Here is a 14213-nt window from a genome sequence, read left to right on the forward strand (position 1 = left end):
TCCGGGGTTCCGGTAACGCGTCTCTAAAGTCACCGGCCGTGACCCATTTGGTCTTGCTTTAGAACCGCGCCCCACGATGGGCCACGTGCTCGCACCGATCATCAATCCGGAGCGGGAGTGCCGCCCATGACCACGAACACGCAGCCGTTCTCCGAGCGCCGTATGGGGTGCGATGGATAGCGACGAGCCCATCCGCACACCTCAGCACGCTGAGCCCATCGCCGTGGTGGGAATGGCCTGCCGCCTGCCGCACGCACCCAGCCCGTCGGCCTTCTGGCGACTGCTGCGGCAGGGCGGGGACGCCATCACCGCCATGCCGGACGACCGCCGCCGAACCGGCGCCTCCGCCACGGATGGCGCCGCCTCCGACGGTCCCCTCGGCGACGGTTCCGACCGGCCGGCGCCGACCTGGTACGGCGGCTTCCTGGACCGCGTCGACACCTTCGACGCCTCCTTCTTCGGCATCTCGCCCCGCGAGGCGACGGCCATGGACCCGCAGCAGCGGCTGATGCTCGAACTCGCCTGGGAGGCGTTCGAGGACGCGGGAATCCGGCCCGGAACGCTGAAGGACAGCCCGACCGGTGTGTTCGTCGGCGCCATCTGGGACGAGTACGCCGCCCTCCTGCGCCGGGACGACACCGCGGCCACCCGGCACGCCATGACCGGTGTCCACCGCAGCATCATCGCCAACCGGGTCTCCCACGGCTACGGTCTGCGCGGCCCCAGCCTCACCGTGGACACCGCACAGTCCTCCTCGCTGGTGGCCGTGCACACCGCCTGCGAGAGCCTGCGCCGCCAGGAGTGCGCCCTGGCCCTGGCCGGAGGCGTCAACCTCATCCTCACCGAGGACAGCATGGCGGCGGCCGCCGCCCAGTTCGGCGGGCTCTCCCCGGACGGGCGCTGCCACACCTTCGACGCCCGCGCCAACGGCTTCGTGCGTGGCGAGGGCGGTGCGGCGGTCCTCCTCAAGCCACTCGCCGCGGCGGTACGCGACGGCGATCCGGTGTACTGCGTCATCCACGCGAGCGCCGTCAACAACGACGGCGCCACCGACGGGTTGACGGCCCCCAGCCCGGCGGCCCAGGCGGACGTGGTGCGCACCGCCCACCGACGGGCCGGAGCCGCACCCGACGAGGTCCAGTACGTCGAGCTGCACGGCACCGGAACCCCCGTCGGTGACCCCGTCGAGGCGGCGGCGCTCGGCGCCGCGCTCGGGACCGTACGGACGGACGGCACACCACTGCTCGTCGGCTCCGCCAAGACCAACGTGGGTCACCTCGAAGGCGCCGCGGGCATCGTCGGACTGCTCAAGACCGCCCTCGGCATCACCCACCGACTGCTGCCGCCCAGCCTCCACTTCACCACCCCGAACCCGCGGATCCCGCTGGCCGAACTCGGACTGCGGGTGCAGGACCGGCTCGGCGAGTGGCCCCGTCCGGACCGGCCGCTGCTCGCCGGGGTCAGCTCCTTCGGCATGGGCGGCACCAACTGCCATCTCGTCCTCGGCGAAGCACCCGCGTCGGCGCCGGTGCCCGCAGGCGACGGCCTTTTGCCTCCCGTGGTGGGCTGGCCGATCTCCGCGAAGACCCCCGCGGCGCTGCGCGCCCAGGCCGGGCGGCTGCGGGACCATCTGGCGGACCATGACGGCCTCTCCCCGGCCGACATCGGACACTCTCTGGCCACCACCCGGACCGCCTTCGGCCACCGCGCCGTGATCCTCGGGGCGGGCGCCGACGAGCTACTGGGCGGGCTGGACGCGCTGGCCGACGGCACGGAGGCCGCCGGAGTGGTGCGAGGCAGCACCACGGAGGGCGGTCTCGCCGTCCTCTTCAGCGGCCAGGGCAGCCAGCGAGCGGCCATGGGCCGTGAACTGTACGCCGCCCATCCGGTCTTCGCGACGGCGCTGGACGAGGTGTGCGACTGTCTGGACGGGCAGTTGGCAGAGCCGTTGCGCGAGGTGATGTTCGCCCAACCCCCGTCCCCGCGAGCGGGGTTGCTCGACCGCACCTCGTACACCCAGCCCGCGCTGTTCGCCATCGAGGTGGCCCTCTACCGGCTGGCCGAATCCTGGGGGCTCACCCCCGGCCATCTGATGGGCCACTCGGTCGGCGAGATCTCCGCGGCCCATGTGGCCGGTGTGCTCACCCTGCCCGACGCCTGCGCCCTGGTGGCCGCCCGCGGCCGGTTGATGCAGTCGATCACGGCGACGGGTGCCATGGCCGCGCTCCAGGCCGACCCGGACGAGGCCGCCGGACTGCTCGCCGGGTGGGAGGACCGACTGGGCCTCGCCGCCGTCAACGGCCCATCCTCCGTGGTGATTTCGGGCGACCACGACGCCGTCCACACGACCGCCGCCGCATGGCGCGAGCGTGGCCGCAAGGCCCGGCTGCTGAAGGTCAGCCACGCCTTCCACTCGCCGCACATGGACTCCATGCTCGACGAACTGCGCGCCGTCGCCTCCGGACTGACCTTCTCCGCACCGGCCATCCCTCTCGTCTCCAATGTGACGGGACGGCTCGCCACCGCCTCGGAGCTCGCCGCACCGGACTACTGGGCCCGGCACGCCCGCCACGCGGTGCGCTTCATGGACGGTGTGCACACCCTCCTGGACGCCGGTGTCACCACCTTCCTCGAACTCGGGCCGGACGCCCCTCTCACCGCCATGACCCGCGAATGCCTCGCCGCGCGGCCAGGACCGGCCCCCGGGCGGCCGCGCCCGGCCGCCGTGGCGGCGCTGCGCCGCGACCGCCCCGAGGCGCGCACCTTCGCCGCCGCCATGGCCCAGGCGTACGTCCGCGGCGCCGAAGTGGCCTGGGACCGGGCCTGCGGCGGGCACCCCCGGCAGCGGGTCCCCCTGCCGACGTACGCCTTCCAGCGGGACCGCTACTGGCCCGGCGCCACACCCGGAACCACCGCGCCGGGCACTCACACCACCGGGCCGGAGGCCGCCCCGCACCGGGCGGCGCCCGCAGGAGAGACGGCCGAGCCCGGCGGCACGGGGCCGGACCTGGACCCGCTGGAGGTCGTACGGACCCAAGTGGCCCTCGTCCTCGGACACTCCGAGCCGGACGCCATCGATCCCGGCCTGACCTTCAAGGAGCTGGGCTTCGACTCGCTCGCGGCGACCGAGCTGAGCGAGCGGCTCGGCGCCGCCACCGGGCTGCCCCTGACCGCCACGCTCACCTTCGACCACCCCACGCCCCTGGCCGTCGCCGGCCATCTGCGGGCTCACACCAGCCCCGCCACCGGACCATCGGCGCAAACGACATCCGCACCGCGCGACGCCGACGAGCCGATCGCGGTGGTGGCCATGGGCTGCCGCTTCCCCGGCGGCGTCGACTCGCCCGAGGCGCTGTGGCGGCTGGTGGCCGAGGGCGTAGACGCGATCGGGGAGTTCCCCCGGGACCGCGGCTGGGACCTGGCCGGACTCTTCGACCCCGACCAGGACCGCCCCGGCACCAGCTACGCCCATGAGGGCGGCTTCCTCTACGACGCACCGGAATTCGACGCGGAGTTCTTCGGGATCAGCCCCCGGGAGGCGCTGGCCACCGACCCACAGCAGCGGCTGCTGCTGGAAACCGCGTGGCAGACCTTCGAACGGGCGGGCATCCGCTCCACCGCCCTCCGGTCCAGCGCCACCGGGGTGTTCGTCGGAGTGACGCCCCAGGACTACGGCCCCCGGCTGCACGAGGCGCCCAAGGGGCTCGACGGCCATCTGCTCACCGGCGGCACCCCGAGCGTGGTGTCCGGCCGGGTGGCGTTCACCTTCGGCCTGGAGGGGCCCGCGGTGTCGGTGGACACGGCGTGTTCGTCGTCGCTCGTGGCCATCCATCTCGCGGTGCGGGCACTGCGGCAGGGCGAGTGCGCGCTGGCCCTGGCCGGAGGGGTGACGGTGATGGCCGCACCCGGCATGTTCACCGGTTTCTCCCGCCAGCGCGGCCTGGCCCCGAACGGGCGGTGCAAGCCCTTCGCGGCCGCCGCCGACGGCACCGGATGGGGCGAGGGCGTCGGCCTGCTGCTCCTGGAGCGGCTGTCCGACGCCCGGCGGAACGGCCACCGGGTGCTCGCGGTGATCCGGGGCTCGGCCGTCAACCAGGACGGCGCGTCCAACGGCCTGACCGCGCCCAACGGCCCCTCCCAGCAGCGGGTGATCCGTCAGGCCCTCGTCGACGCCCGGCTGTCCCCGTCCGAGGTGGACGCCGTCGAGGCGCATGGCACCGGGACCACCCTGGGGGACCCGATCGAGGCGCAGGCCCTGCTCGCCACCTACGGGCAGCGGCGGCCGGAAGGGCGGCCCCTGTGGCTGGGCTCGCTGAAGTCCAACATCGGCCACACCCAGGCCGCGGCCGGCGTGGCGGGCGTCATCAAGATGGTGATGGCCATGCGGTACGGACTGCTGCCCGCCACCTTGCACATCGACGCGCCCAGCCCCCACGTCAACTGGGACGGCGGCGCGGTGCGGCTGCTGACCGAGCCGGTGGAGTGGCCGCGCGGCGGACACCCCCGCCGGGCCGGGGTGTCCTCCTTCGGCATCAGTGGCACCAACGCACATCTGATCGTGGAGCAGGCCCCCGAGCCCGAATCCGTCCCCAGCTGTCCGCGAGCGGACGAGGATGACCGGCCGGTGCCCTGGGTGCTGTCCGCCCGCGGTGCCGAAGCCCTCCGGGGGCAGGCCCGGGAGTTGGCCGCCCTCATGGCCGCCGACGACACACCGTCGCCCCGGGACGTGGGCTGGTCACTGATCACCACCCGGACGGCGTTCGACCATCGCGCGGTGGTGGTCGGCGGGAACGGCGACGAACTCACCGCCGCCCTCGCGGCGTTGGCGGCCGACGAGACGCATCCGGGTGTGGTGGGCCCGGGTGCCACTCGCTCCGGCGCGGCAGTGGACGCGGGCCCGGTGCTGGTGTTCCCCGGGCAGGGCTCGCAGTGGGCCGGGATGGGCGCCGGACTGCTGGACGCCTCACCGGTGTTCGCCGCCCGCGTGGCCGAGTGCGAACGAGCGCTCGCGCCCCACGTCGACTGGTCGCTCACCGATGTGTTGCGGGGAGCCGAAGGCGCCGCCGAGCTGAGCCGGGTGGATGTGGTGCAGCCGGTGCTCTGGGCGGCGATGGTGTCCCTCGCCGCCGTATGGGCCGAGTACGTGCGCCCCGCTGCCGTGGTGGGCCACAGCCAGGGTGAGATCGCGGCGGCAGTGGTGGCCGGAGCGCTGTCCCTGGAGGACGGTGCGAAGGTCGTGGCGCTGCGCAGCCGGGCCCTGCGCCGACTCGCCGGGGGCGGGGCCATGGCCTCGCTGGCACTGGGCGATGAGCGGGCCGAGGAGTTGCTGACCGGGCTCGGCGACCGGGCCGCCGCGGTCGTGGTGGCGGTGGTGAACGGGCCCGAGTCCACTGTGGTGTCCGGGCCGCCGGAGCAGGTGGCCACGGTGGTGACCGCGTGTCAGGACGCGGGCGAGCGGGCGCGGATGATCGAGGTGGACTACGCCTCGCACAGCCCCCAGGTCGATGAGATCGCCGAGGAACTCACCAGGCTGATCGGGGGAGTTGAGCCGGTCGAGGCGCCCGGAGCCTCCGAGGTGGTGTTCTACTCGACGGTGACCGGTGGCCGGGCCGAAGCATCCGCCCTGGACACGGACTACTGGGTGCGGAATCTGCGGGAGCGGGTGCGGTTCGCCGACGCGGTCGAGGCGTTGCTGTCGGCTGGGCATCGGGTGTTCATCGAGGCCAGCACCCACCCCGTTCTCACCATGGCGATGCGGGAGGGCTTCGAGCACGCCGAGATCGGCGCCGCCGCGGTGCCGACCCTTCGGCGGGGCCACGGGGACCTGGCCCAGTTGACGAAGTCGGTCGCGCAGGCGTTCGTCGCCGGGGCCGAGGTGGACTGGTCGGCCGCCTTCCCGGCCGACCCCACGCCCCGTACGGTCGATCTGCCCACGTACGCCTTCCAGCGCCGACGCTACTGGCTGGACGCCCCCGGCGGGCGCGCGGGGGACCCCGGCGCCCTCGGCCTGGTGGCCGCAGACCATCCGCTGCTTGGCGCCGCGGTGCGGCTCGCCGACGGCAGTGGCCATGTGCTGACCGGACGAATCTCCCCGCAGACGCACGGCTGGCTCGCCGACCATGTGGTGGCGGGCGTGGCCCTGGTGCCCGGAGCCGCGCTGGTGGAGTGGGCGCTGCGGGCGGCCGACGAGGCAGGCTGTGGCACGGTGGAGGAGCTCGCGCTGCGGCTGCCCCTGGTGATGCCCGCGACGGGCGGCCGATGTGTCCAGGTGGTGGTGGGCCCGCCTGCCGACGACGGACGCCGCGACATCGCGATCTACTCCCTCCCCGACGACGGCCTTCGCACGGATGGCGACACCGACTGGATGTGCCACGCCATGGGCGTCCTCGGCCCCGCCGTACCGGAAAGCCGGTCGGGGGAGTTGCCCGTGACCTGGCCGCCGCCCGGAGCCCGGCCGGTGGACATCGACGGGTTCTACGAACGGATCGCCACATCCGGATACGCCTACGGAGCCGCGTTCCAGGGGCTGCGCGCGGTGTGGCGGGACGGCGCGGATCTGCTGGCCGATGTGGAGCTGCCCAAGGCCGCGGGGGAGCCCGGTGGGTTCGGTATCCACCCCGCCCTGCTGGACGCGGTGCTGCATCCGACGCTGCTGATGGACGCGGTGGATGCGATGGACGCGGTGGACGCGGTGGACCGGATGGCCCGGACCCAGGGGGAGGAGGACAAGGGCCGGATGTGGCTGCCGTTCACCATCGGCGGAGTGTCCCTGTGGGCGGCCGAGGCCACCGCCGTACGCGTCCGACTCACCCCCCGTCCGCAGGCCACCGAGGCCGAGGCCGAGGGTGAGCGTGAACTGCGGGTCGTCGTCGCGGACGCCGTGGGCGCCCCGGTGCTGACGATCGACGTGCTGGTGCTGCGCCACGCCGACGCCGAGCAGCTGCGGTCCCTGAACACCGGCCGAGTGGCGACCGTGAGTGCCGGTGGCGGAAGCGTACGGCGGCGCGCCGCCGCTGCCGCCGGAGCCTCGTCCGTCGACTGGGCCGCCCGGCTGGCACGGCTGTCGGCCGTGGAGCGATATCGCACCCTCCTCGGCCTGGTGCGCGACCACGCCGCCACCGTGCTGGGGCACACCGATGCGGAGGCGGTGCACGCCGACGCCAGCTTCAAGGAGCTGGGTTTCGAGTCGCTGACCGCCGTCGAACTGCGCGATCGCCTCGCGGCCGCCACGGGTCTGCGGCTGCCCGCGGCCCTGATCTTCAGACATCCGACCCCGGAAGGCATCGCCCACCACCTTGTGCGACGGCTGACCTCCGACGGTACGGATGCCACCCCCACCGCGATCGTCCCTCCGAGCACGCAATTGCCACGGCAGCCGACGGATGAAATGAGCGCGGCCCAAAGGCTGGAGTCCGCCTCCGCGGATCAGGTCCTTGAGTTTATTGACAACGAGCTTGGTGTGTCCTGAATGTGCCGGGCGCGACGATCGCTGAAGGCCGGGTGACCCTCATGGCGAACGAAGAGAAGCTGGTCGAGTACCTTAAGCGCGTTTCCGCCGATCTGCACGATACGCGTCTGCGCTTGCGCGAGGTGGAGGAGCGTTCCCACGAGCCGGTGGCCGTGGTCGGCATGGCCTGCCGCTTTCCCGGCGGGGTCACCTCCCCGGAGGAGCTGTGGGAACTGCTCGTCTCGGGCATCGACGCGATCGGGGACTTCCCGACGGACCGTGGCTGGGACCTGGAGAACCTCTACCACCCCGATCCGGAGCACTACGGCACCAGCTGTGTCCGCCAGGGCGGATTCATCGAGGCGGACCGGTTCGACGCGGCGTTCTTCGGCATCAGCCCCAGGGAAGCGCTCGCCATGGACCCGCAGCAGCGGCTGGTGCTGGAGATGGCGTGGGAATCCCTGGAGCGGGCCGGTATCGATCCGGTGTCGCTGAAGGGGACCCGCACCGGTGTCTACGCCGGTGTGTCCAGCCAGGACTATCTGTCCAGGGCCCCGCGCATCCCCGAGGGATTCGAGGGCTACGCCACCACGGGCGGACTCACCAGTGTGATCTCGGGTCGGGTGGCCTACACCTTCGGTCTGGAGGGGCCGGCGGTGACGGTGGACACCGCATGCTCGGCCTCGCTCGTGGCCATGCATCTGGCGGTGCAGGCGCTGCGGCAGGGGGAGTGCACCCTGGCCCTGGCGGGCGGTGTCACCTCGCTCGCCACCCCCATCATGTTCACCGAGTTCTCCCGGCAGCGCGCACTGGCGCCGGACGGCCGGTGCAAGTCCTTCGCCGCCGACGCGGACGGCACCGGCTTCTCCGAAGGCGTCGGGCTGGTGGTGCTGGAGCGGCTTTCGGAGGCCCGACGCAACGGCCATCGGGTGCTGGCCGTGATCCGGGGCTCCGCCATCAACCAGGACGGTGCCAGCAACGGCCTCACCGCGCCCAACGACGTGGCCCAGGAGCGCGTCATCGGCCAGGCACTGGCCAACGCGCAGTTGGGGCCGGGCGATGTGGACGCCCTCGAGGCACACGGCACCGGCACCAAACTCGGCGACCCGATCGAGGCCGAGGCCCTGATCGCCACGTACGGCCGGAACCGCCCCGCCGACCGGCCACTGCTGTTGGGCTCGCTGAAGTCCAACATCGGCCATACGCATGCGGCGGCGGGCGTAGCGGGCGTGATCAAGATGGTGATGGCACTCCGGCACCCCGGACTGCCCGCGAACCTGCATCTGGACGAGCCCACCCCGCATGTGGAGTGGGAGGGCAGCGGGCTGCGGCTGCTGAATGAGCCGGTGAAGTGGCCCCACCTGGAGCGGCCCCGCCGAGCGGCGGTGTCGTCGTTCGGCATCTCCGGCACGAACGCCCATCTGATCCTGGAGCAGGCTCCTGAGGATGATGCGTCGGTGTCGGCTCCTGATGTGGGCGGGGTGGTGCCGTGGGTGGTGTCGGGGCGGAGTGTGGAGGCGTTGCGGGGGCAGGCTGCCGCGTTGGCTGAGCGGGTGGGCGGCGCGTCCGGGCTTTCGTTGGTTGATGTGGGGTGGTCGTTGGTTTCGTCGCGGTCGGTGTTTGAGCATCGGGCGGTGGTGGTGGGTGGTGATCGGGCTGGGTTGTTGGGGGGTGTGGAGGCGTTGGCGGGGGGTGTTTCGCATCCGGGTGTGGTGGAGTCGGGTGCGGTGGCGTTTGCGGGAGATGTGGGTCCGGTGCTGGTCTTTCCCGGTCAGGGTTCGCAGTGGGCCGGTATGGGTGCGGAGTTGCTTGGGGTGTCGCCGGTGTTCGCGGCGCGGGTGGCGGAGTGTGAGCGGGCGTTGGTGCCGTATGTGGATTGGTCGCTTGCGGATGTGTTGTGTGGGGTGGAGGGTGCGGCGGATTTGGGGCGGGTGGATGTGGTGCAGCCGGTGTTGTGGGCGGTGATGGTGTCGTTGGCGGCGGTGTGGGCGGGGTATGGGGTGTGTCCTGCGGCGGTGGTGGGTCATAGCCAGGGTGAGATCGCGGCGGCTGTGGTGGCGGGTGTGCTGTCGTTGGAGGATGGTGCGAAGGTTGTGGCGTTGCGGAGTAAGGCGTTGCGGCGGTTGGCCGGTGGTGGGGCGATGGCCTCCCTGGGCGTTGGCCAGGATCGGGCGGGCCAACTGCTCTCCGAGCTAGGAGACCAGGCCGCCGGAGTGGGCGTGGCAGCCGTCAATGGCCCCTCGTCCACCGTGGTTTCGGGTCCGCCGGAGCAGGTGGCCGCTGTCGTGGCCGGGTGTCAGGAGGTGGCGGAGCGGGCGCGGCTGATTGAGGTGGATTATGCCTCGCACGGTCCTCAGGTGGATGAGATCCGTGAGGAGTTGAACGAGGTCCTTGCTGGTGTCCGCCCGGTCGTCGGTGGCGGGGATGAGGTGGTGTTCTACTCGACGGTGACGGGCGGCCGGGTCGATGCATCTGCCCTGGATACGGACTATTGGGTGCGGAATTTGCGGGAGCGGGTGCGGTTCGCCGAGGCGGTCGGGGCGCTGTTGTCCGATGGGTATCGGGTGTTTATCGAGGCCAGTACCCATCCCGTGTTGACCATCGGTATGCAGGAGTCTTTCGAGCTGGCGGGTGTGGACGCGGTCGCCGTACCGACCCTGCGTCGTGACCATGGTGGTCAGGCTCAGCTCCTCCATTCCCTCGGCCAGGCGTTCATCGCCGGGGTGGAGGTGGATTGGAGGGCGGCGTTCCCGGCCGACCCCACCCCTCGTACCGTGGACCTGCCCACGTACGCCTTCCAGCACCAGCGCTATTGGCTCGACGGCCTCAGTGGCCGGGGAGCCGATCCCGCCGACCTCGGACTGGTCGCCGCGGGCCATCCGCTGTTGAGCGCAGCCGTTGAACTCGCCGACGGCCAGGGCCATTTGCTGACGGGACGCCTCTCGGCGCAGTCCCATGGCTGGCTCGCCGACCATGTCGTGGCGGGCGCGGTCCTGGTGCCCGGGACGGCCTTGGTCGAGTGGGCGTTGCGGGCCGCCGACGAGGTCGGCTGCGGTGGGGTGGAGGAGCTGGCGCTCCAGGTACCGCTCGTGCTGCCGTCCAGCGGTGGGGTGCGCCTGCAAGTGGTCGTCGGCGGGCCGGGCGCCGATGGTCGACGTGATGTGCGGATGTACTCGCGCCCCGACGACGGCGTCGGCACGGCGGCCGGGTGGGTGTGCCATGCGGAGGGCGTGCTCAGCCCGCCTCCCGACAGCTCCACGCCACACGAGGTGCTGGGCGGGGCGTGGCCACCGGCGGGTGCGAAGCCGATCGACCCCGTGGACTTCTACGCACACATCGCGGCATCGGGGTACGCGTATGGCCCCGCCTTCCAGGGGCTGCGCGCCGTGTGGCGGGACGGTGCGGATCTGCTGGCCGAGGTGGCGCTGCCCGAGGCCGCGGGGGAGCGGACGGGGTTCGGTATCCACCCGGCGCTGCTCGACGCCGCCCTGCATCCCGTCTTGCTGACCGATGGGTCACCGAGCGACGCCGGGTCGGCCGATGGCCGGGTGTGGCTGCCGTTCACCTGGAACGGGGTGTCGCTGTGGGCGGCCGGGGCGAACACGGTACGGGTGCGGATCTCTCCGTACGAGCCGAGCGCGGAGCGGGAACGTACGCTGCGGGTGACCGTGGCGGACGCCCTGGGCGCCCCGGTGTTGAGTGCCGACGCGGTGGTGTTGCGTTCCGCCCACGCCGATCAGCTCGGTACGGCCCAACGGCCGGGCGTGGACGGGCTGTTCGTCATGGACTGGGCCCCCTTGCCGGTCCCCGCACCGCCCAACGGCGACGGGCGGTCCGCGCGTCCCCCGGCCGTCGACGCCGACTGGGCGATCCTGGGGCCAGAGGACCGGGCTCCGGCCGGATCCGCCGCCGCATGCCATCCGGATCCGCAGGCGTTGATCAACGCGCTCGACGCGGGCGCCCCCTGCCCCGCCGTCGTCCTTGCCCTCGAGCCCGCCGAGGCGGTCCACGCCCGGGATGGCGGGATGGCGGCCGACGGGCTGGCCTCGGCGGAGCGGGTCCTGGAGCTTTTGCAGAGCTGGCTGGCCGAGCCGCGCCTGGCCGAGGCCCGGTTGGTGGTGGTGACGCATGGCGCCGTTGCGACCGGCGGCCCGGTTGGCGTTGACCCCATGGCCGAGAGCGTGGATGTGGCGGGCGCCGCGGTCTGGGGGCTGGTGCGCAGCGCCCAGGCCGAGAACCCGGATCGTTTCCTGTTGCTCGATCTCGACCCTCAGGAGGAGGCGTCCGCCGACCTCGTGGCCGATGCCGTGGCACGCGCCATCGAGATGGACGAGTCGCAGCTGGCCCTGCGCGCGGGGCGGGCGCTGATGCCCCGACTGGTGCGCGCCGCGCCGAGTGCGGGCCTGGCGGCCCCGGTGGGGCAGTCCGCGTGGCGGCTCGGGCTCGACGGCGCCGGGACGGTGGACGGCGTACGGCCGGTGGCGTGCCCGGAGGCGCTGGAGCCGCTGCGGGAGGGCCAGGTGCGCATCGATGTCCACGCGGCGGGTGTCAACTTCCGCGATGCGCTGATGGTGTTGGGGATGTACCCCGGCGACGCGGTGTTCGGTGGCAGCGAGGGCGCCGGTGTGGTGCGGGAGGTTGGCCCCGGCGTGTCCGGACTCGCCGTGGGCGACCGGGTGATGGGCCTGTTCGAGGGCGCGTTCGGCCCACTGGCCGTGGCGGACGCCCGTACGGTCGTACCCGTCCCCGAAGCCTGGACCTTCCGGCAGGCGGCCGCGGCACCCGTCGTGTTCCTCACCGCCTGGTACGGGCTCGTGGAGCTGGGCGGGCTCCAGGCGGGCGAGCGCGTCCTGATCCATGCCGCGACCGGTGGCGTGGGAACGGCCGCCGTGCGGATTGCCCGGCATCTCGGCGCGGAGGTCTACGCGACGGCGAGCCCCGGCAAGCACGGGGTGCTGGAGGAGATGGGCATCGACGCGGCCCACCGCGCTTCGTCGCGCGACCTGGACTTCGAGGAGGCGTTCCGTGAGGCCACCGGTGGCCGTGGTGTGGACGTGGTGCTCAACAGCCTCGCCGGTGAGTTCGTGGACGCCTCGCTGCGTCTCCTCGGCGAGGGCGGGCGGTTGCTGGAGATGGGCAAGACCGACATCCGCGATCCGGAGCTGATCGCGGCCGGGCATCCCGGAGTGACGTACCGGGCCTACGACCTGATCGCCGACGCCGGTCCTGACCGCATCGGCGAAATGCTGTGCGAACTGGGCGAGTTGTTCGCCTCCGGTGTGCTGGAGCCGCCCCCGGTACGGGCGTGGCCGCTCAGCCGGGCGCGTGAGGCGTTGCGGTGTCTCAGTCAGGCCAAGCACACCGGCAAGCTGGTCCTGGACGTCCCCGCCCCGGTGGATCCGGACGGCACCGTGCTCATCACCGGCGGCACCGGCACCCTCGGCGCACGCGTCGCCGAGCACCTTGTCCGTAGCCGGAACATCCGCCATCTACTGCTGGTGAGCCGCAGCGGCCCGGACGCGCCCGGGGCGAAGGAGCTGACGACCCAGCTCGCCGACCTGGGGGCCGACGTACGCATCGCCGCCCGCGACATCGGCGACCCTGCACAGGTGGCGGAAGTCCTCGCGGGCATCGACCCGGCGCACCCGCTGACCGGGGTCGTGCACGCGGCGGGGGCGCTGGACGACGCGATGCTTCCCGCACAGGATCCGAAGCGGCTGGCGCGGGCCTGGGCGGCGAAGGCCGCGGCGGCGGCCCATCTGCACACCGCCACCGAGCATCTGCGGCTGGGCATGTTCGTCCTGTTCTCCTCCTTCGCCTCCGACCTCGGTACGCCCGGCCAGGCCAACTACGCCGCCGCCAACGCCTTTTGCGACGCCCTGGCCGCTCGCCGCCAGGCGGCCGGGCTTCCCGGGCTGTCGGTGGCCTGGGGACTCTGGGCGGCCACCAGCGGCCTGACCGCACGGCTCGCCGATGCCGATCTGGCCCGGATCGCCCGCCTGGGCATCAAGGCCAACAGCACGGAGGAGGGGCTGGCGCTGCTGGACGCGGCCTGCCACCACGGCCATCCGCATCTGCTGGCGCTCCATCTGGACACCGGCTCCCTCGCCGCTCAGGCGCCCGCCACCCTCCCCGCCCCCCTGAGGGCTCTGGCCACCGTCGGCGGCGGCGGGCGGGCCCGGCCCACGGCGGCCGCCGGTGGACTGAACACCGACTGGGCGGGCCGGCTCGCGGGGCTGCCGCCCACCGAACAGCACCGGCTGCTGCTCAACCTGGTGCGCACCCAGGCGGCCACGGTCCTCGGCCACGCCGATCCCGGTGTGGTGCGGCCGGACGCGTCGTTCAAGGACCTCGGCTTCGACTCGCTGACCGCCGTGGAGCTGCGCAACCGGCTGGCCGCGGCCACCGGACTGCGGCTGCCCGCGGCGCTCGTCTTCGACCACCCGGAGGCGGCGGCGCTGGCCGAGCATCTGCGCGGGGAGCTCTCCCCGGACGGTGAGCCGGGCGCCCCGGACCCAGCCGTAGCCCAGCCCCACCCCGTCCTCAATGAGCTGGTCAGGCTGGAGAACAGCCTGTCGGCCGTCGGCGTCGAGGACGTGGACTCCGGGGCGGTCACCGTCCGGCTGGAGACCTTGCTGTCCAAGTGGAAGGCGATGTGCTCGTCGGCGCGGGCGGACGACGGCAACGCCGTGGAGCGGTTGCAGGTGGCGACCGCCGATCAGGTTCTGGAATTCATCGACAACGAACTTGGCCTGTCATGAACAAC

At 72.8% G+C, this 14213-nt stretch carries 2 protein-coding genes; both read left to right on the forward strand.

What is annotated here, in order from left to right:
* The first annotated feature begins 172 nt into the window (after positions 1-172).
* Entirely contained in the window at positions 173-7468 is a 7296-nt protein-coding gene (locus ACJX2R_RS44460) for a type I polyketide synthase (protein WP_413104714.1), read from the forward strand.
* Positions 7469-7509: 41 nt separating this feature from the next.
* Complete coding sequence (locus ACJX2R_RS44465; RefSeq protein WP_413104715.1) at positions 7510-14208, forward strand: SDR family NAD(P)-dependent oxidoreductase; 6699 nt, start codon at positions 7510-7512, stop codon at positions 14206-14208.
* Positions 14209-14213 lie beyond the last annotated feature (5 nt).

The organism is Streptomyces sp. Inha503 (assembly GCF_047215865.1).
Lineage (GTDB): Bacteria > Actinomycetota > Actinomycetes > Streptomycetales > Streptomycetaceae > Streptomyces > Streptomyces lycopersici.